This window comes from Desulfosporosinus sp. OT (assembly GCF_000224515.1).
Taxonomy (GTDB): Bacteria; Bacillota; Desulfitobacteriia; order Desulfitobacteriales; family Desulfitobacteriaceae; genus Desulfosporosinus.
Genome location: NZ_AGAF01000069.1, coordinates 1 through 19,024, shown reverse-complemented (window position 1 = coordinate 19,024; position 19,024 = coordinate 1). Strand labels below are relative to the sequence as shown.

Annotated in this window: 20 protein-coding genes and 2 pseudogenes; 10 read left to right on the top strand and 12 right to left on the bottom strand. The window is 40.2% G+C overall.

The genetic code is table 11. The features are described 5' to 3' along the window. Window positions 1-117 precede the first annotated feature (117 nt). Both DOT_RS30315 and DOT_RS06415 read right to left on the bottom strand, forming a co-directional pair. Window positions 118-333 carry a hypothetical protein gene (locus tag DOT_RS30315; RefSeq protein ID WP_157998423.1) on the bottom strand — a complete coding sequence of 72 codons (216 nt, stop codon included), beginning with the start codon at window positions 331-333 and terminating at the stop codon, window positions 118-120. 529 nt (window positions 334-862) lie between these two features. Continuing rightward, entirely contained in the window at window positions 863-1,525 is a 663-nt protein-coding gene (locus tag DOT_RS06415) for an SLC13 family permease (RefSeq protein ID WP_009615749.1), read from the bottom strand. 172 nt (window positions 1,526-1,697) lie between these two features. On the opposite strand from DOT_RS06415, the gene DOT_RS06410 reads away from it, so the two are divergent. The 4 genes from DOT_RS06410 to DOT_RS06395 all read left to right on the top strand — a co-directional run bounded on the left by DOT_RS06410 (window position 1,698) and on the right by DOT_RS06395 (window position 4,660). Beyond that, the gene (locus DOT_RS06410) at window positions 1,698-1,994 is read left to right on the top strand and encodes an MTH1187 family thiamine-binding protein (protein ID WP_009615747.1); all 297 of its coding nucleotides are present in this window, start codon (window positions 1,698-1,700) and stop codon (window positions 1,992-1,994) included. A 448-nt stretch (window positions 1,995-2,442) separates the two neighbouring features. Further along, complete coding sequence (locus tag DOT_RS06405) at window positions 2,443-3,030, top strand: carboxymuconolactone decarboxylase family protein (protein WP_242833783.1); 588 nt, start codon at window positions 2,443-2,445, stop codon at window positions 3,028-3,030. 215 nt (window positions 3,031-3,245) lie between these two features. Then, the gene (locus DOT_RS06400) at window positions 3,246-3,992 is read left to right on the top strand and encodes a MerR family transcriptional regulator (RefSeq protein ID WP_009615743.1); all 747 of its coding nucleotides are present in this window, start codon (window positions 3,246-3,248) and stop codon (window positions 3,990-3,992) included. A gap of 122 nt (window positions 3,993-4,114) precedes the next feature. After that, window positions 4,115-4,660 (top strand): helix-turn-helix domain-containing protein, encoded by a 546-nt coding sequence (locus tag DOT_RS06395; RefSeq protein ID WP_009615741.1) that lies wholly within the window; start codon window positions 4,115-4,117, stop codon window positions 4,658-4,660. A 46-nt stretch (window positions 4,661-4,706) separates the two neighbouring features. Here DOT_RS06395 and DOT_RS06390 read toward each other — a convergent pair whose 3' ends face one another. Next, complete coding sequence (locus tag DOT_RS06390; protein WP_009615739.1) at window positions 4,707-5,462, bottom strand: MerR family transcriptional regulator; 756 nt, start codon at window positions 5,460-5,462, stop codon at window positions 4,707-4,709. A 183-nt stretch (window positions 5,463-5,645) separates the two neighbouring features. Between DOT_RS06390 and DOT_RS06385 the strand changes: the two genes are divergently transcribed. Beyond that, a complete protein-coding gene (locus DOT_RS06385) occupies window positions 5,646-7,070 on the top strand; it encodes an MDR family MFS transporter (RefSeq protein ID WP_009615737.1) in 1,425 nt (474 codons plus the stop codon). A 300-nt stretch (window positions 7,071-7,370) separates the two neighbouring features. Here the strand turns inward: DOT_RS06385 and DOT_RS06380 are convergent, their stop codons facing one another. The 6 genes from DOT_RS06380 to DOT_RS06360 form a co-directional block, all read right to left on the bottom strand. Beyond that, entirely contained in the window at window positions 7,371-7,868 is a 498-nt protein-coding gene (locus DOT_RS06380; protein WP_009615736.1) for a DinB family protein, read from the bottom strand. A 24-nt stretch (window positions 7,869-7,892) separates the two neighbouring features. Further along, window positions 7,893-8,033: a hypothetical protein gene (locus DOT_RS30990; protein ID WP_009615735.1), complete on the bottom strand. Its 141-nt coding sequence runs from the start codon at window positions 8,031-8,033 to the stop codon at window positions 7,893-7,895. Between the two features lie 226 nt (window positions 8,034-8,259). Further along, window positions 8,260-8,742: a GNAT family N-acetyltransferase gene (locus tag DOT_RS06375; protein ID WP_085930976.1), complete on the bottom strand. Its 483-nt coding sequence runs from the start codon at window positions 8,740-8,742 to the stop codon at window positions 8,260-8,262. Window positions 8,743-8,791: 49 nt separating this feature from the next. Further along, on the bottom strand, window positions 8,792-9,232 hold the full coding sequence (locus tag DOT_RS06370; RefSeq protein ID WP_040411408.1) for a GNAT family N-acetyltransferase: 441 nt from the start codon (window positions 9,230-9,232) through the stop codon (window positions 8,792-8,794). 72 nt (window positions 9,233-9,304) lie between these two features. After that, the gene (locus tag DOT_RS06365) at window positions 9,305-10,201 is read right to left on the bottom strand and encodes a GIY-YIG nuclease family protein (protein ID WP_009615732.1); all 897 of its coding nucleotides are present in this window, start codon (window positions 10,199-10,201) and stop codon (window positions 9,305-9,307) included. Between the two features lie 189 nt (window positions 10,202-10,390). Next, entirely contained in the window at window positions 10,391-11,020 is a 630-nt protein-coding gene (locus DOT_RS06360; RefSeq protein ID WP_009615731.1) for a TetR/AcrR family transcriptional regulator, read from the bottom strand. Between the two features lie 100 nt (window positions 11,021-11,120). Between DOT_RS06360 and DOT_RS06355 the strand changes: the two genes are divergently transcribed. The 4 genes from DOT_RS06355 (at window position 11,121) to DOT_RS06340 (ending at window position 14,141) form a co-directional block, all read left to right on the top strand. Continuing rightward, the gene (locus tag DOT_RS06355) at window positions 11,121-11,690 is read left to right on the top strand and encodes a cysteine hydrolase (protein WP_009615721.1); all 570 of its coding nucleotides are present in this window, start codon (window positions 11,121-11,123) and stop codon (window positions 11,688-11,690) included. A 60-nt stretch (window positions 11,691-11,750) separates the two neighbouring features. Further along, window positions 11,751-12,998 (top strand): multidrug efflux MFS transporter, encoded by a 1,248-nt coding sequence (locus tag DOT_RS06350; protein WP_050809832.1) that lies wholly within the window; start codon window positions 11,751-11,753, stop codon window positions 12,996-12,998. Continuing rightward, on the top strand, window positions 12,995-13,642 hold the full coding sequence (locus DOT_RS06345) for an MBL fold metallo-hydrolase (RefSeq protein ID WP_009615717.1): 648 nt from the start codon (window positions 12,995-12,997) through the stop codon (window positions 13,640-13,642). Before DOT_RS06350 ends, DOT_RS06345 begins: the two co-directional genes overlap by 4 nt. Window positions 13,643-13,961: 319 nt before the next feature. Continuing rightward, window positions 13,962-14,141, top strand: coding sequence for a hypothetical protein (locus tag DOT_RS06340; protein ID WP_009615715.1), 180 nt, complete (start codon window positions 13,962-13,964; stop codon window positions 14,139-14,141). A gap of 141 nt (window positions 14,142-14,282) precedes the next feature. Here the strand turns inward: DOT_RS06340 and DOT_RS28445 are convergent. The 3 genes and pseudogenes from DOT_RS28445 to vanZ-A form a co-directional block, all read right to left on the bottom strand. After that, window positions 14,283-14,435: pseudogene (locus tag DOT_RS28445) on the bottom strand (RtcB family protein); the annotation flags it as partial. 375 nt (window positions 14,436-14,810) lie between these two features. Beyond that, window positions 14,811-15,934 (bottom strand): annotated as a pseudogene (vanS, locus tag DOT_RS06330) (vancomycin resistance histidine kinase VanS). Window positions 15,935-16,092: 158 nt separating this feature from the next. Beyond that, window positions 16,093-16,590, bottom strand: coding sequence for a glycopeptide resistance protein VanZ-A (vanZ-A, locus tag DOT_RS06325; protein WP_009615701.1), 498 nt, complete (start codon window positions 16,588-16,590; stop codon window positions 16,093-16,095). A 1,199-nt stretch (window positions 16,591-17,789) separates the two neighbouring features. On the opposite strand from vanZ-A, the gene DOT_RS06320 reads away from it, so the two are divergent. Then, window positions 17,790-18,380 (top strand): flavodoxin family protein, encoded by a 591-nt coding sequence (locus DOT_RS06320; RefSeq protein WP_009615699.1) that lies wholly within the window; start codon window positions 17,790-17,792, stop codon window positions 18,378-18,380. Window positions 18,381-19,024: the final 644 nt, after the last annotated feature.

Below are 19,024 nucleotides of genomic sequence, written 5' to 3'. Positions count from 1 at the left end.
TTCCTCCCAAGATCGTGAAAATAATCCAATAAAAGCAAAAAGCCAGAGCGTCATTTGGATGCCCTATATCACTACAATCCAGGCTCAGCCTGATAAAATCCATTCCTTGATCATTTCTCATTCCCGTCCACCTATATACACCATGCTACTTAAGACCTGGATGGCTTCTTTTGGATCCCCTTTCCAATCAAGACTGTACCACGTAGAATTGTTAACTTTCCAATAGATATGTGTCCATAGACCAGCGGGAGCAGAGAACAGATATAATTTTCCGGGGCGACCTGAAAGAATTTGGTCGTTTTTACCAAGGACATTGACGATTTGATGGGCCAAATCAACAGAGCTGAAAGGACCATCAACCGGTTCTCCCGTTACGCAACAACTCCAATTACCACTTTCCCAAATGATTGCATTGCTGTTATCAACATGGGGATACTGCGGAAAAAAAATTTCCTTGCCTTTTATTCCATTAGGAAGTTAATAGAGGTAATTCTATTATTTTCACTCTCGAACTGTTTTTTAAGTGACGATTCAGGAGGCTGCCCGACGTTACCAGAAAGTGTTCCACTATACACACCCCAATGTTTGTCGATTTTTATATCAAAACTATTCTTCTTCGTTTCCAGTCTGAGTGACCGTTCCCATCCTTCAGCTGAAGGAAGATATGCAGGTAGGCTTGTGGAAACTGTCAAAAAAATATCCTACGCCTGGTAATTGTTCGGGTGTAGGACATGATAGCTCTGTATTGGGCGGATAGCAAGTTAATTATTTTCGCTAAATGTTGTGAGATTGTCCCTTAACTATTGCCTCATTCACATTTAAGTAGTCCATTATTTTATGAAAAGAGACTGTTGCATGTGCATCATAACTCAAATAGTAGCCTAAAGTACACCAACCCTATAACGACCAGTGCTATAGTTAATGGGAATCTGATTTTAAGGTAAGTGAAAAAACTTATATCGACGTTTTGTTTTTTGACTTGTTCGACCACGATTAGATTGGCTATGGAACCAGTCAAAGTGAGATTACCTGCTAAGGTGCTAAAAACCGCCATGCTGACCCACCATACATGAGCAGAAGATGCTGGAATTAGAAATTTCAGCATCATTACCGCCGGCACATTACTTAATACATTGGAAAATAGAATAGTTAAGACTGTAAATAGGGGTAGACTCTGTACATTCTGGACAAAACGAGGATTTAGCAGTCGTTCAATCAGGCCACTCTGTTCTACACCGCCGATGATAATAAATAGTCCGATAAATATGACCAAAAGATTAAAATCAATCCCAGCATACACTTTGTTCGGTTTGAGACGCCGAGTTATTAGGAGAAGAGCAGCACCTAAACTGGCAACAACGCCAGGATCAAACCCTACGAGAAATCCGGTCAAGACCAGGGCCATCACAACCAAGCCTTTTCTAATCAAGTAACGGTGAACAACGCCAATAATAGGCGAGCAATTCGGGAGAAGGCCGTTGAGTTCTTCCCTGTATACCCAAGCGATGACCATATAATTCAACATAAGACCAACAAGGTACAACCTTCGAACGGGTCTTCTTTTGGAAAGCGGGGGAATTGATTCCTAATTCCTAATCTACATCCTGGATGCTATCATAATGGAAAATACTACATATTAGATGTATAATCCTTATAAAGTAAAATGATAATCTATAAGAAAGAAAGGGAAATGGTCTATGGCTATTGTCGCGGTAAGTATTGCTCCATTAGGATCGGGCACGAGTGTTAGCCAGTATGTTGTCGAAGCTGAGAAAGTATTCGCTTCTAAAGAAAACATCAAGCGCCAACTAGGACCTATGTTCACTACACTCGAAGGTGATTTGACCGAAATCTTGGATGCAATTAAAGAGGCTCAAGAAGCTGTGTTTACAGCTGGTGCCTTAAGGGTTTCAACCACGATCAAAATTGATGAGCGAAGAGATAAAACAATAACAATGGAAGGAAAAATCCAAGCAGTTGAACAAAAGCTCTAGACCTGAAAAACACAGTTAATAGTTTAGACTATATTTTATCATTCATGTAAACTCTCCTAGGACCATGTTCGCCCCCCACGCAAGCTAGGCCGAAGGAATTTTACTACCATCCGCAACCTTTCGGACACGCCTGTTTGAAGCTTACAAACCGGCTTCAGAGGAGCTACCTTCATCTCGGGTACAGCATCGTGCTTTGAGCACGTCGTTTGGCACAAGCCCCCGACGCTCCCGGTGGGCATTTGGTATCGATGGTGTGTATCAGAAAATAAGCCCCCTTAGGTTTTGTTTAAGGGGGCTTATTCGGCAGAATCAGAAAATTAGGTTTAACTCCTTCACGATAATCTTCTGTGGAGTGGAGAAGACAAATTTTATCACTAATCTAATGACCCCAGTCAAATTTGCTATTATAATAAGGAAAAGCTAAACGTTCGAAATGGGGTTGAATAGTTTGAAGGCCTTTATTGCTCCGCCAGCAAAGATACCATTTTACTTAAAAATAGGGATTTGGATCTCAAAACGTGTTACGGGTAAAGACCTTCTCCCTCCTAAACTTCTTGCGTGGTATCCAAAAACCGCAATAAGTTCCGGAATTCTTGAATCACTTGTGGCAAATGGTAAAAAAGACTTGGACAAGCGCATCCTAAAATTAGTCCGAGTACAATCTTCATTTGCTGTTTCATGCCCGTTCTGTGTTGACATGAACTCCTTCGAATTTGAAAAGGTTGGAATAACTGAGGTAGAGATGTCAAGCATCCAAAGGCTTATAGATATCAATCAGGTTCAAACCTTTTCTATCCGGGAAAAAATCGCAATGGAATATGCGAGTTGTATATCCAAAAGCCCAATTTCTATTCCTTCCACTCTCGTTCAAGAATTGAAAAAGAACTTCTCTGAACGGGAGATCGTAATACTTGCTGCTACAGTGGCACAAGTTAATTATTGGGCAAGATTGCTCCAAGGCCTGGGGGTTCCTCCAGCAGGTTTTTCGGATAAATGTAATCTTAAATCATTTAGTTCTGATACAGCATCCTTCTAATACTGTCTCATCCTATTCGTTGATCAGTAACACATACCTTACCACAATAGCCTGTGTCTGACCCATTAATTTCTTCACTATGCCACAACGCTCCCAGCGGGTTCCCAGCAAAAATGTATCTGGTAAAACAGTAATCGTTAATACTAAAAATATTATTAAAAGAACTTGACTCCTACCTTTGGTAAGCCTTTATGATTTTCTTGAGGTGAGAAATAGTGCTATATACGGTGAATGAAGTTGCTCATCTAACAGGAGTAACAGTAAAAACTCTCTATCATTATCACAAAATCGGGTTACTTGAACCTTGTGAGATTAGCGATGCTGGCTATCGTCTTTATAGCATGAATGAATTGGAACAGTTGCAACAAATTCTTTTCTTCCGTGAACTTGATTTCTCCCTCAAAGATATTAATAAGGCACTTGAGGACGAACCGAGCCGTCTATTGTGTTTAACTAATCAGTATGAACTGCTGATTGCGCGCAGGCAGCGACTTGACTGTATGTTAAAAACTCTAGAAAACTCGATAGCCCTCGCCAAGAAAGGAGAAACCATGGATAAAAGCGCTATGTTTGAAGGTCTTAACCGGGATGAATGGGAAAATGCACTTTCAGAGCAAAATGAATATCTCAAAAATAAATATGGTGTTGATTTATTGGCAAATAAGGATATTCCGGTCGATGATCTAAATCTTAAAGCAATGGAGGCTCAGCAATTTCTCAAGAACATGTCTGACGCTTTGAAAAACCATTGGGCAGTTACAGACAAAAAATTGCATAACCTAATAGATGCACATCTCAAGTTTCTAAATAACCATGGTACTACTATTAATGCAAAATCGTTTGTCAGTCAAACAAAGTTCTTTTTACAGGATGAATTTCACAGGAATATGCTTGAAAATCAACAACCCGGACTTTGTTACTACCTGTGCATAGCTGCAGAGGAATTTGCAGCCACGAAATAGTTTCTTTCGAGCAGATTCTGTTTAATTGGGAGGTAAGTTATACGGCTTACCTCTTTTTATTATTTACACTATTCATTAATGCACACTTTAGTGGTGTAAATAAATCCAAGGGGGTCATATCAATGACCAACTACCGCGAAATCCTTCGGCTAAATAGCCAAGGGATCAGTCAGCGTAGCATTTCAGCAAGTTGTGAGTGTTCGCGAAACACAGTTTCAAACACCATAAAGCGAGCAGAAGAACAGGGGATTTCGTGGCCACTACCAAAAGGCATGTCAGACGGTGATTTAATCGAATGTCTCTTCCCAGAACGTCAAGTTCCAAGTACCAGAAGGCTCCCAGACTATGACTACATCCATAAAGAAATGGCGAAAAACGGTGTTACTTTAAGCCTAGTTTGGAATGAGTACTGTGAAACATGTCGACTTAATCATGAAGTGCCCTTCATGTACATGCAGTTCTGCAAATACTACCGTGAGTATGCTAACGTTACAAAAGCTACCATGCACATCGACCGCAAGCCTGGAGAGCTATTAGAAGTCGACTGGGCTGGCAAAACGGCTACCGGTTTATCCGAATTAGCAATGTGCAAAAAATGCACATTGCTTTTTTTAATATGTTTGGAGATAACGCTTCTGTACAGTCAAAGTGTGAAAAAACATAGCTAATTTTTACATCAATGCCTATGGATTGGATACTGCCAAGAATGTTTGGTTACTGATACACATGCAAAATAGCTTCATATACAAATTCCGCAAGTCCCGGCGTCTTTTTATCCAAATCTTCTTTATACTTCAAATACGCCTGTCCGATTTTGCGGAAAGCTTTATCGTCGCAGGGAATCAAACTATTTATAAATTCCTTATAAGCAGCAACTGCTTCTTTTGCCGCTAAGCTGTGCGGGCCATCCTGCCTGGCCTCGCCAAACTTTTGGATGACATCCCCGCAGAGAGCAATGAGCTTGCCAAAATCCAAGTTCATGATATTCGCGGCGTTTTTAACAATGGATACACCGCCCGGGAATAGGCCGCTTTTCACTACTGGAAGAAAAAAACTGCTTTCCATTAACGCTCGGATTTCATTGGCATATAGTTTCTTGGCTGCTTCAAGTCTTTTTTTATCGAAATCCCTGAGCATTGAAATATCAAACTCATCATTCAAAATACGTTCGACTGACAGTAACAATTTTTGTAATTGAGATTGTTTCTCCAAAAGTAGTTGTTTATGCCGCCGCATTAACTCTTTTTCCACTTCCTTTGGATTGTCAAGCAGCAACCGAATGTCGTCAAGGGAAATACCCAGCTCCTTATAGAATAAAATCCTCCACAATCGGCGCAAGCTATCGTCGTCATATTGGCGGTAGCCCGACTTTTTTACCGCGCTGGGCGGCAATAATCCGATTTCATCATAATATTGCAAGGTGCGGCGGCTTACGCCGGAGAGTTTGCTCACTTCATTGACACTTTTCAAGTTTCATCCTACTTTCTATCTGTTCAATAGGTCGATTAAATATTTTTTAACTTTTTTAAAAAAGTCCTTTACTCGAACGCGACGTTATAGTTTATGCTTTCATTGTCAACGAAATGCGGCGCTTTGTAAAGTAAAAAAAGATGTCACGAGCGCTGCACATCACATAATGCGGAGGATTTATTTATGATGAGTAAGAATAAAAAAGCTGCGGAACTTGAGCCGATTCCCAAGAGCATCATGAACATTGCTTGGATTTTAGTGCTTGGAGCAGTTATGCCCCTCCTTGATTCAACAATGGTCAACATTGCCATCAAGCACTTAAGTCTTGATTTCAATATCGGACTTGATTTAATTCAATGGGTTATTACGGGTTACGTGTTAGCCATGGCAATTTCAGTGCCACTTGCCGGTTGGATGGTTCAACGTTTCAACGGTAAATGGTTAATGATTGGCGCTAATGGATTATTCCTGGTTGCTTCGATTGCTTCAGGACTGAGCTGGAGTATCAATTCCATGATTATTTTCCGAGTTGTTCAAGGTTTCAGTGCCGGCTTTATTATGACATTGGTGACTACTTTGTGTATTGAAGTCGCCGGTAGGGAGCGAATGGGACGTTTGATGGCGACCATTGGTATCCCAACAGTCTTGGGTCCAATCCTTGGCCCGGTTATTGGAGCTGTGATTGTCCAATTCTTATCCTGGCGTTACATTTTCTTTGTCAATATTCCCATCGGTATTCTTGCCATCGCTTTGATGATTTTGAAGTTGCCTAACTTCACGCCGGCCAATATTAAAGCCAAATTCGACTTCATTGGGATCATTTTATTGGGTGCCAGTTCAGCCGCCTTGATTTATGGGATTACTAAAGCAGCGAAAAATGCTACCTTTAACAACAGCACGACGATTGGTTATGTGGTTGCTGGGCTCGCACTTTTAGCCATCTACACAATTTACGCAGCGATCAAAAAGGAACAAGCAATTCTCCCCTTACACTTATTTAAGTCGAAAAATTTCAGCGCTGTCATGGTTGGCTTGTTCCTGGCAGGGATTGCCACCAACGGTCCAATGTTGTTATTACCTTTGTTTTTCCAAAACATTAAGGACTTCTCAGTTTTGAGCGCTGGATTGATCTTGATTCCACAAGGGATCGGGATGTTACTTGCTCGTCCATTGATTGGTAAGCTAACGGATAAATTGGGAGCGCGTAATGTTGTCTTGGTAAGTTTGGCCTTAGCCATCGTTGGCACGCTTCCATTTGTCTTCTTCAATGAAGCATCTTCACTCATGGTTGTGAGTATAGTCTTGTTTGTTCGCGGTATGGGTATCGGTGGTATCACCCTTCCGATGATGACTGATGCCTACACCGGTATGGTCAAACAAGAAATCGCGCAAGCCAGTGTCGGAACCCGGCTGGTGCAAAATATCGGTGGGGCGTTTGGTTCAGCAGTGCTGGCCACGGTTGTTAGCCTTTCAAGCCAAGGTGAAGCACCAACGATTCCACTCATGACCACTGCTTACCACAATGGTTTCCTGTTAGCCTTAGTCCTTAGCTTAGTATTGCTCATTCCAGCCTTGTTCTTAACTAACAAGCAATCCAAGCAATCATAGTTTAAAATGAACTGTGGACGAAAGCTTGCTCTGGGTGACTTTGATATCCTTAAATGATTCCGGCCGAAATGTATCTGCTACCAAAGCCACTCACAGTCTCCCCAATAAAAAATCGGCGGTTTTGAGCTTGACTAATCTAGATTAGCCGGACTCAAACCGCCGATTTTTCAATCACTTTCAACCCTCTGTTCATCTTTCAATTTTTCTATAAGAATACCGTTACAACTCTGAGAGTAGCTACCCCACTTACGGCTCAGGTTCTTTGGGACATTGAAGAGTAAACGTCTCGAAATACCTCTCTTACTTATGATCTAAATAGTAAGTAATCAAATCAAGTGCTGGTGGTTGTTTCTTCAACTGTCTAAGCATTGTTACTGCTTGACCTCGATGGTATGTGGAATGATTAATTACATGAAGCATTTGCTTCCACAATTCTAAAGAATAGGGTATCCCTTTAAGATTCTTATAACTAATTTCTTTTACCAAATCATCTTCAGGAACTAATTCTAAAAAATTATTGAGCTGTTTCCTAAAATCACTCCATCGATTAACGAGTGAATCATGATCGGCAAAATCCTTCGAGTTTAATAAAGTTCGGTCTTGTTCCCCCATCCAGCGTGATAGCCATAACTCTTCCGCACCTAATATATGGACCATTGTATCTCTAATTGAGTTAAAGCTGCTTGATAAGTCCCGGGTAAACTCACCATTGTCTAAGTGAATCATGGCCTCCAACAGCTTGAGGTTTGCCCATTCGTCATATTTATAGAGTTCAACTAATTGCCACTTTGTAATCATCGGATTGCCTCCTTGATTTTCCCATTACTTCCTCGTTAATTCCTTTTGATATGCTTTCCAGCCTGGACACCATTTTGTATGCCAGCGCCAGAATTTTGCTAAGAATGAATTGGGGTTCTGTTCTGCTTTAGCACGCATCTTGCAATTCTCACAGTTTGAACTCATGTCCACTCCTCCTATCGAATATAGACTTGTACCTTACTTTTTCTCCAACACTTCAAAGCTCCTGACGTGGCGGAAAAATATGCAGCTCAACACATTACACCTATTCCACTTTTATCCTTTATTTCCCTGCAATATGAACGCAAAAAGAGCGTCCAAAAACGCTCCTTTAATTCCCCACCAGTCCAGACGGTTCAATCAGGCACCACTCAAGACTCCCCACTTGTTTCTAAAACTCCAGGACCATGTCATACCAGACCGCATTTCCATGAGTAGATTCAGATATGCCTTTGTTAATAAAGCCAAAGGACTCATAGTATTTGACAAGTTTATCCTTGCAGGTCAAGATTACACCCTTGCGGCCTGCGGCCTTTGCCACAGCAATCATATGCACCATAAGCTTTGCGGCAATCCCTTTTCTTCGATAACCCGGGTGAACATCGAGCCCGAAAATAGCTTGATAATTGCCGTCGGAAATATGATAGTTCGCATCTTTGAACATTTCGTCGAAAATCACCGTACTGTTAGTAACACTGCCATTTATCAGCCCGATTATCTTATGCTCAATTTCAGCAACAAAAAAGGATTCCGTTAACGTCTGCAATCGTTGTCTGATGGATTCCCTCGTTGCTGCTTCTTCAGGAGGAAAGCAAAGCTCTTCCAACAAAGTCAATTCCTCCAAATCTGACATTTTGGCACTTCTTATTATCATATAGATGCTCTTTTCTTCCAGTTCTTTATTCTTTATTTGTACATCATTTCTAAGGTTTAAAATTCTTTATAAACACATATTGGCTTTTTGTCTGCCCGTACCCTATACCTTTGTAAAACAAATGGGCCTCTTGCCGTATTACGTTAGATCTAAGTATTACACCGTGGCAGCCCCAGTTCTTTGCCCATTCTTCTGCACTTCGCATTAATTCTTTACCAACACCTCGTCTTTGGGAATTCCTGTCAACTACAAGACCCGATATATTTGCTCTCTTTTCGCTAACCAGAGTTTTATAAAGAGACACATGAACCCAACCCACAACTTCATTGTTCATTTCAGCGACATAAATTACATGTTGATTATCTTGGCGGAGATCATTCAAATAACTCCTTGTTTCTTCATGCGTGACAAAATATCCTAATTGCTCACTTAGTTCTTTTATACTTCGAACATCTCGGATACAGGCTTCTCTGATTTTAACGTCAAACATACTTTCCTCCATCAAACGAAGGCCCCAGCTTTAGGCGCTAAATCTCGTCAAGATTTTAATAGTTTTGAACAGTTATTCGCTGCCTTCAAATTCCTTCAGGGTTCTGCCATCGGAAGTTTTCCAATCAACAAGTCCGTTTGTGTGCCCGCCGATAACAAACGCTGCTGCATATGACGGACTGCGAAACAGAATATCCTCCTGCAGCACACCATTTCCATCGACTTGCGCTTTACTTCGTCGTTCTTTGATGCCTGGCGGTATACTCTCGGAATCAATGGTCTCTATATGGCTGCCCTGGAGCACCACAAAACCTTCGTTTGTTCTCTTACATTCAGCTTCGATTACCTGCCCGCTTTTCTTGCTTTTACGCTTTAAAAAAAGCAACTGATTATTATCCCCGGTCATATCAAGCTGCTCGATAGCCGGTTTGTTATCTGCCAATTTCTCGAATACTTTATGTCCCAGAGTCCCCATGACAATCTTGGCGTTGTCGATGAACTCCTCCAGCTCGCTCTCTTTTTCCTCCGTGATGTTTCCTGAGGTAGGTTCGTTCCCATTTTTAACCAGATAGCGCTTAGCTTCGTTCGCCAGAGCACAGAAGCGGTTTTCAAGATAGCTGATTTCCGTCGGCCCAAAGGAATTATTTGACGTGGTAAATACAACTGCCTCCGTCCAATAGTCCTTATCCGGATTGCGCTTGTGCTCCTGCAGGCGATAGAGGATACCTTCGCCGTTTTTTCGCACACCGGCCTGACCGACATATACGACGGTTTCACCGGTTTCATCCGATGTGCCAAACAAGAAGTACACACCGCTTTGTGACAGATCTTCACGTCCCTTGCTTTTGTCAATCTCATTGCGTGGAATTTTATAAGCCACGCCGGTCCAGTTGGCGAGCGTACATTTGACGCGCCCGCTAGGCGTGCCATCCATAAGAAATAGGTTAATGCTTTTGCCGCGTGTCCCCATAATACACCCCATCTATACCTTTTACTCCGACAGCCAACAATAATCCTGTCGTGTTTCCATAATAGCAGCTATATGATTTCATCAATTAGCCACGTTATTATATGATCAACTAATTCCAGTCCACCTGAAGCATCTTAATTTTTAAGCTGCTTTGAGTAGTTCAACAGGCGTCATTGGCAACCAAGGGTTTCATTTATTCAAACTAAATAATGCGCAGAGTTGTTCCAAAATCATCTCTGGCGAATAACCACGCTCATCTCTTTGAAAGGAATAGGAAGCTCTGCTTAAAGCCGTTAGCAACATATCCGCTCTAAAAACACTGTTGAAATGAATCTGCTCAGTCGCATTCATCTCGTCAAACAGTTTTACTAATAATTGATGCAATTCGTTAAATACAGGACTCTCTATTATGGACCTGGGTGGATTGGTTGACGAGGAGCCTTCGACTCCTGTAAGCAATTGTGCTTTTTTTTCTCTTAAACGGATAAATAGGCTGAGAATTCCTTTTAATCGTTGACTTGGTGAATCAGACTGGTTTTGCACCAAGTAGGTTTCGATGTCGCTAAATAAAAGATCGACGTTATCTTTGATTAAATCAAGACATAATTCACCTTTGTTTCTGTAACGGCGATAAAGTGTTCCTGAGCCTACTTGGGCTTCATTGGCAATTTGATTCATACTAACTTGTTCAACACCATATTGCTCAAATAGCTTTAAAGCTGCATTCAATATTCTTTGACGATTCTCAGCAGCATCACGACGTTCTGATCGAATTTGGATTGTCTCTGAACCATTCACTATTTCATCACTTCCTAACATTTAATTACAAACCTCGCTTGACAAGTGGAGTGCTCTCCCCTTATACTATGTGGAGAGCACTCCACTTATATTAACATAATGAAAAGGAGTTGTACAGAGCATGCATAATCATCACAATAAGACCGCCCTGTTGGTCATGGATATGCAAAACGGCATTGTATCGCGTATTGCAGACGATGGGAAAGTATTGCTTCCGTTCCAAAAAGCCGTCGAAGCCGCACGCTCACATGCTATTCCAGTTATTTTTGTGCGCGTCGCATTTAGCGAAGGTTATCCCGAAATCAATCCTCAAAACAAGTCGTTCTCAACAATTTCTAAATCCAGTGGAATGACGGTCTCCGACATAGCAACCCAGATTCACGATTCGGTTCATCCCCAACCAAACGAACCAGTCGTGACAAAGTTTCGAGTCAGCGCTTTCGCTGGCAGCAACCTCGAAGTCATTCTCCGATCTCACCAAATTAAAACTCTAGTTATAAGTGGAATTTCTACAAGTGGCGTCGTTCTATCAACATTGCGGGAGGCGGCAGATAAAGACTATGCATTAAAGGTTCTTTCCGATGCATGTCTTGATCTCGATCCTGAAGTTCACCGCGTTCTTACCGAGAAGGTGTTTCCTCGTCAGGCAGATGTGCTGACTGTCGACGCTTGGATCAACACATTGGATTAAATCTAAAAAATTACAGTACAGACTGCTCTCCCCGAAAGCTAAAAAAAGAGGTTAATATTCATGCCGATTTGGAAAAGAAATTTATTCGTTTGCTGGTTTGGAATGTTTGTAGCAGGTATAGGAATGAGTCAGATTGCCCCAATATTGCCGCTTTATATACAGCATCTCGGAGTTCATAATACATCTTCAATTGCACAACTTTCAGGAATTGCTTTTGGAGTTACCTATATAATTTCAGCTATTTTCTCACCTATTTGGGGTCATTTTGCTGACAAATTTGGGCGGAAGCCAATGATTCTGCGGGCAAGCCTTGGTATGGCGCTGATTATCGGTTGCATGGGGTTTGCGCCGAATGTCTATGTACTGATCGGATTAAGAGTATTGGAGGGCGCTATCACAGGTTTTAGCACAGCGTGTACTGCCTTGATTGCCACACAGACAGATAAGGAACACGCAGGATACGCTTTAGGGACACTTTCAACAGGAAGTATTGCCGGTTCTTTGCTAGGTCCAATTATTGGTGGTTTTATCGAAGAGAACCTTGGTTTTCAACCGGTATTTTTCATAACAGGTGCCTTGCTGCTGATTGCATTTATTCTAACCGCTTTATTTGTCAAGGAATCGTTTACCCATCAGGATAAAAAGGCGGTTAGTATCAAGGTGCAATGGAAGAGTGTTCCTGAAATGAGTTTGACTATTACCTTACTTGTGACCTTTTTTACATTAGCTCTAGGACTGTATTCTATAGAACCTATCATAACCGTATATGTCACCCAATTAACCAAAAATTCCAGTCATATCGCTCTGTTGGCTGGATTGGCATTCTCAGCCTCAGGGCTGGCAAATATAATTGCCGCTCCAAGACTGGGAAAACTTTCTGATAAAATAGGAGCGCATAAAGTCATGTTAGTCGCACTTGTCGTTGCAGGAATCCTTTATCTACCACAAGCCTTTGTGAAAAATCCATGGCAATTGATGGGACTTCGTTTTTTATTAGGATTAACACTAGGAGGGCTAAATCCTTCTATTAATACCCTTGTTAAGAAAATTACACCAGATTCTCTTGTCGGTAGTGTTTTTGGTTTTACCATGTCGGCAGGGTATTTAGGCGTATTTGGAGGTGCTGTTATAGGTGGGCAAGTAGCAGCCTACTTGGGTATTCGATATGTCTTTTTTGTTACCAGTGCCTTGTTGTTGATCAATGCTGGATGGGTGTATTTTAAAGTATATAAAAAACTGAATGTTTTACAAAATCTTAAATCATGTTCACCTTTTACTGCTGAAGAAGTTGGAGGGAATAGGAAATGAACATCAAATGGTTTGGCCAATCTTGTTTTACTATTATATCCGACAACGGATCAAAGATTGTGATTGACCCGTTTGACAAGAAGATTGGTTATCCTTTGCCGAATCTTGAGGCAGACATAGTTACTACCAGTCACAATCATTCAGACCATAACAATGTCTCAATAGTGCGAGGAAAATTTAAGCATCTAGACAAACCTGGTCAATATCTTGAAAGTGGCATTGTCATTTCTGGCATATCAACTTTTCACGATAATAAGGGTGGTACTTCTAGAGGAAAGAACATTGTGTTTAAGTACACGATTGATGACATAAACGTTTGTCATTGCGGTGATTTAGGTCATAAACTTTCACCCAAGCAACTCGAACAAATTGGGAGTGTAGACATTTTGCTATTACCCGTAGGAGGACTTGCTACCATCAACGCCTTGGTTGCAGTTGAAGTAATGGAACAGTTAAAACCTGTTATTACAATCCCAATGCACTATAGAACAAAGGCTCTAGGACTGTTAGGTTATCTATTTAGCCCAGTTGAAAAGTTCTTGTCATTGTCGACTAAAACAACCATGGCAAGCAAGAATCTAAGCCTAACAAATGAAGATCTGGAAACCTACAGGGGGATAGTAGTTTTGGATTACATGGCGTAAGACGGCAAATGGGCAACAAATCCATGAAAGTATACGATTCAGGACGGCCCAATATATACTCCGAATTTTAACTCCTTTTTCTCCTCCACCCTCAACCAACTCTTCAAAAACAAAATGCGTTGGTGTGAGAATGGATAATATACTACCCTCAGACAGGACAGTGAAATAAAAAACTGTACAGTCTGTGGGTAATTATGTCACAACAGAGAAAAATACCAGTAGAAGAGATGGTACGAATAGTAGAATTGTATCTCTCGGGGAAAATAGGATATAAGTCAGCATATCAGGAAGCTGGCGTATCTAAAGAGGCATTCAGGAAGTGGCTCTTCAGATACAAAACAGACGGACCATCGGGATCTCTACCGAAGGAACACAACAAAAGATATACAAAAGAGAGACCAAGCTCTCAACCGTTCAGGATTATCTGGCAGGAAAAGGGTCGAAATGGGAGATCTGTGCCTTTTTACACATTACCCGGTCAGCAGTTGAAGTCAACTAGCCTCATTGCTTAAAGATAGGATAAGTTTAATCTCCGCCCGCTTTAAAGTTATAAATCGGCTTTATTATTTTCAAGATATCTGCCGTCGGCCCGATATTATTTACGATGTCATCCATATTTTTATAAGCCATCGGACATTCATCGCAGTTCCAGCCGTTTATTGCCGATCGAAATAGTTTCCATACCACAACCAATATCCACGCCAACTAAATTAGGAACTACCTTGTCCGTAATGGTCATGGTGGCCCCAATCGTACAACCTGCCCCGGCATGAACGTCTGGCATAATTTAAACGAATCAGAATCGCATTAGGACTGTTCAGCTTATCGGGAGATAAAGGAACAGAGGAAGCGGGTTCTATCTTTGACGGAGGAACCGATGGTGTTCTATCGTCAGAAGAATCAGGTGTTGTCCTTAAAGAAGAATATGACGAGGTTTGTCATATTCATTCTCAAATATACGTAGGTTTCCTAGAGTAATAATGGATTGATAAACAAAAACAGTAATGACAACCATCAACAGAATTGTTACAAATATGCTTATTCCTGGCTTTTTGTTTTTTGCTTTTCGTACCATAATAAAACAGCTCCTTATTCTGTGCTGATATTACTTAACCACAGAACAAGGAGCTATGTTGGAATTCCATCTTATGAACTTCTTAGGATTTTCTTATAACGGAAGCTTTACCGTAAATGTAGTATTTTCTGGATTGCTTTCCACAGAGATTGTACCGTCGTGAGCCTTGACAATTTCTTGTGCGATTGCCAAACCCAGTCCTGCTCCACCGGTGTTTGTGGAACGTGCAGAATCTAACCGGTAAAACTTTTCAAAAATAGTTTCAAGCTTTTCCCGCGGGATTGGATTTCCCTGATTAGTAAAAGTTATAACAATGTTTTCGTCCTGCTGTTTAGCAGAAATGTCAATGACGTTGTTTTTATAACTATAGGCTATCGCATTTTTCAGAATGTTATTGAACACACGGGCCAGTTTGTCGGCATCTCCCCACAGAGTGAGTCCGTCAGGCACATTGACGGACACCTGCTTTTCCTGTGGAGTCAGCATTGGATAGAATTCATCGGCCAACTGCTGGAGCATGAACAGTAACTTGATTTTTTCTTTATTCAAAACAATCGTTTGAAGATTAAATCTTGTGATCTCAAAAAACTCATTGATAAGTTGCTCTAAGCGATAAGCTTTTTCCAAGGTAATACCAACATATTTTGCCTTCTGTTCAGGAGGCATGTCAGGCGCTTCATCCAGAAGACTTAAGTATCCTATCACGGAGGTCAGAGGTGTCTTTATATCATGAGCCAAGTAAACGACTAAATCATTTTTGCGCTGCTCGGCATCAAGTGCAGCTTTCTTTTGTTTTTCCAAGTTGTTTTTTATCTGATTAAGCTTATTTTCCATAAAATCCAATTCCGGTGATAATGTAATTTCAGCATCGGATTCCTCAGAAAGTTTATCCATTCCAGCGCTGATTTCATCAAAATATTTTGTGAACCAAGAAACAGAAAATCGAAAAAGTATAGCTAAAAATATTAGGATTACAGCAAAAAGGATCATGTCCATATTGTTGCGAAACACCAACTGGTAGATTGTCAGTGCGTCCGAATTTTGAAAATGAAAAGCGTTGACTAAAAATCGAACGATACGATCTCCGATGTGTCCACGCAGGATATAGCGCAATAGATAAACAGTCACAGCGGCGGCAACTGTAATCAGAAGCATTTGAAAAAATACTTTCTTTTTTAATTTTGTTCATTCCTTCTTTTATCTCTCTTATTTTTCAATTTTTCAGATCTGCTATGGACTGCTCATCGTCTACAATTTAAATATTGATGCTCATAAGTTCTATCCCTTCTTCCTGGATAAACACTCATTATTATAGTACTGCAAAACAAAAATATATTATAATAAATTCCTTATGAAAACCTTAAGGTTTTATTAATTAATAGATTAGTCTCAATATATGGATACGGATATAGAGCAATAGTACGAGCAAAAGTGTACCAACAAAAATAATAACTCTGTCTAAATTTTTACTATTAATATACTTGTTGCTTAAACCATATAATTCCAGCCCAAGAAAGCCTCCAACAGTATTTGTAATTACATCGGTTATGTCTGTCGCTCCAATAGCGAAGATAAATTGAATTAATTCAGCAGCAAGGCTAAAAACCAGTATAAAAGCAAGCTTAGGTGAAAATCCAACTTTTTTGAAATTGACATTCAAAAGCAAGCCAAAAGGAATAAAGATTATAACATTATCTCTCATCTCTCCGAAACTTCCATTTACTATAGAAGGAGCAGCAAATGGAATCAAGTTAAGACTTCTATGATGATAATTAAATACTGACAAAATATTATATTGTAATTTAAATAACACTAACCAGATTAGTATCACTAAATATAAAGCTAAAAATCCTCTAGATAATATTTTTCCCATATAATCTCCTCTAATTCTTTTTGTGAATTTTCGACAGTTGATTGATTGCATGCTGTCATTGATATACAAATTATTTCTAAGATAATTATTGATAAGACCTTTCTTATTATATCTAATCTCCTTTACTTTTTGCATTACATTCAAATTGATGTAGAAATAAAATCTATGTTCTTTTCTTATGAGAGAAGCCTCCTTCCTGAAATTACGAAAGCCTATCCGATTCGATAACTTCATTCTACCGAAATAGGATAGGCTTTCTTTAAATAAGTACTTATAGATTTCTTAAGTTTTCCTTATGAATGCCTTATTTTTTTGGTATTTTCCATAAACCGTGAATGAATCTATATAGGAAGAAATACATGAACGACATGTTCCCGTGTGCGTACCCAGAAAACATTGCGCTGTTTTTGATTCAATTCCGAAAATTCTCAAACCCTACAACCCGCACCACGGGCGGCTTTCAGAGTGTCTGTTTTCTTAAACTTCTCACTGTCTCAACGTGCTGCGTTCATGGGTACATGTACAAAAAAATATGTTTCCTCACACTACTCTTTATGTGTGAAGAAACATACTCCATTTTCGTTAAAAACACAACATATTGTGTTGATATGACTGGGTTTATACACTATATAGTGGTGTGTTTTCTTTCGAGGAGAACTACCGTCTCTATGTGCTTCGTCCACGGGAAAATACATGAGTCACATTCCGCTATTGATGTTGAGCTACCTCTCTCTAACGTCATAAATTTAAACAGGGGACGAGATATCACTCCCCATAGCGAAAGCACCAAATATCGCGGTTTCGTGCTATTGTAATTGTACTAAAGTTAGGTACGCTTATATGTTTGTAAGTTACTCAAGCTCTGCTTCAGGCTTGAGCTTATTTACGCTAACTTCAGAACAAGTTGCTATGAATAATGCGAATTAATTTTAAGATATGCGACATACCTCGCAAGACGTACGATTGGTGTCAAAAAGTATATATCATTTGATATGTCACAAATTAAAATAGCTGTCCGTATTATAAATAGAAGAATATGATCAAATGCGTATATAATTTTTTGGATAACAGATGTTTATTTGAAGCTTTAAGCTAACATAATCGGGACTACGTCAAATAACTTTTATATTAGCCTAAGTCGAAATAAGTTAACCAGTCCTAAAAAATGCCATTGTAAAAATACAAAGGAGGAAAAATAAATGGAAGTAGTAGCTTTCAATGGCAGTCCCAATGAAGAAGGAAATACGAATTTTGCACTAAAAACTGTGGGTCAAGAACTAAAACAACATGGAATTCATTTTGAAATCATTCAGGTTGGCAATAAACCCATTTGTGGATGCCCGGCCTGTCAGAAATTTGCAGAAAAGGAACTCTGTATTTTCCATGACGAAGTAGACCTATGGATTGAAAAGATAATAAAAGCTGAAGGGATTTTGTTAGGATCACCAACTTATTTTGGTGGCATTGCTGGGAATATGAAATGCTTTTTGGATCGAGCTTTTTACGTTTTAACAGATAAGGCTTTCTCTTCGGTAATGAGCAGAAAAGTCGGGGCTGCTGTAGTAGCAATGGCACGGTCTGGAGGGGTGCCAGTTTGGGACAATCTTAATAACTATTTTCAGCAATGTCAGGTTGTTGTACCTTCATCTAATGGTTTTAATGTAATTTTTGGTAATGAACCTGGGACTGCCAGATATGATAGCAGGGGAATTGAAATCATGCGTGTTTTAGGAAAAAATATGGCCCATTTAATGAAAAAAATCAACACTGATGCTCCATGTACGTTTTAAACCAAATATCCCTGCTTTCTTCCAACGTAAAACGAGAAAGGCCATCTTGTTGGTTTTATAGACTAGATGTAGATAACATTGTTGCTGCGCAGTTTGGACCAGTGAGCGTAAGGAAAATCCATGTAGTAATTTTATGGGGTATATTTTAACGATTCCTCAACCTTTTAACGATGCCTATACCTCGGGTTCGACAGTCTGTAGGCACGAGAAGTGCCTCAAACCCATGTGCTGCAAGGGCTAGAGGCACTTGTGGATAATTTGCCGTGTGTCTACGTTTTTGACCCCTGAAAAAGTAAAATATCCTGTATTTTAGCGGGTTCCGGGATTTTGAGCAAAAAAAGAATTCTCTTTTGACCTTCGGCTATCTCTGTTCTTTGATAGACCAAGCCCCAGATTCGTCTACAAAGGCAAAATCCGAACGCTATATTTGCTGCCCAAAGCCGCTGCTCACCTTCGGGCGTACATCAAGGATTATCACGAAGCTTCCCTAATCCATCATCTTTTGTGTTCTACTCAAGGAACACAGGTCCCACAGGAAAGATGAGTCAGAATGCCGTTAACAAGCAGCTTCGCAAACATGCACAAACGGCACGGGCTGTATGTGGTGAAGTCCCTGGCCGACATTCATGCCCATCAGCTTCGTC

Excerpts from the sequence above, each read along its gene's own strand:
- DOT_RS06320 (WP_009615699.1), top strand. The coding sequence starts at position 17,790 with ATGGAAGTAGTAGCTTTCAATGGCAGTCCCAATGAAGAAGGAAATACG.
- DOT_RS06350 (WP_050809832.1), top strand. The coding sequence starts at position 11,751 with ATGCCGATTTGGAAAAGAAATTTATTCGTTTGCTGGTTTGGAATGTTT.
- DOT_RS06380 (WP_009615736.1), bottom strand. The coding sequence starts at position 7,868 with ATGATTACAAAGTGGCAATTAGTTGAACTCTATAAATATGACGAATGG.
- DOT_RS06370 (WP_040411408.1), bottom strand. The coding sequence starts at position 9,232 with ATGTTTGACGTTAAAATCAGAGAAGCCTGTATCCGAGATGTTCGAAGT.
- DOT_RS06410 (WP_009615747.1), top strand. The coding sequence starts at position 1,698 with ATGGCTATTGTCGCGGTAAGTATTGCTCCATTAGGATCGGGCACGAGT.
- DOT_RS30990 (WP_009615735.1), bottom strand. The coding sequence starts at position 8,033 with ATGAGTTCAAACTGTGAGAATTGCAAGATGCGTGCTAAAGCAGAACAG.
- DOT_RS06345 (WP_009615717.1), top strand. The coding sequence starts at position 12,995 with ATGAACATCAAATGGTTTGGCCAATCTTGTTTTACTATTATATCCGAC.
- DOT_RS06395 (WP_009615741.1), top strand. The coding sequence starts at position 4,115 with ATGACCAACTACCGCGAAATCCTTCGGCTAAATAGCCAAGGGATCAGT.
- DOT_RS06415 (WP_009615749.1), bottom strand. The coding sequence starts at position 1,525 with ATGTTGAATTATATGGTCATCGCTTGGGTATACAGGGAAGAACTCAAC.
- DOT_RS06355 (WP_009615721.1), top strand. The coding sequence starts at position 11,121 with ATGCATAATCATCACAATAAGACCGCCCTGTTGGTCATGGATATGCAA.
- DOT_RS06365 (WP_009615732.1), bottom strand. The coding sequence starts at position 10,201 with ATGGGGACACGCGGCAAAAGCATTAACCTATTTCTTATGGATGGCACG.
- DOT_RS06360 (WP_009615731.1), bottom strand. The coding sequence starts at position 11,020 with ATGTTAGGAAGTGATGAAATAGTGAATGGTTCAGAGACAATCCAAATT.
- vanZ-A (WP_009615701.1), bottom strand. The coding sequence starts at position 16,590 with ATGGGAAAAATATTATCTAGAGGATTTTTAGCTTTATATTTAGTGATA.
- DOT_RS06385 (WP_009615737.1), top strand. The coding sequence starts at position 5,646 with ATGATGAGTAAGAATAAAAAAGCTGCGGAACTTGAGCCGATTCCCAAG.
- DOT_RS06375 (WP_085930976.1), bottom strand. The coding sequence starts at position 8,742 with ATGATAATAAGAAGTGCCAAAATGTCAGATTTGGAGGAATTGACTTTG.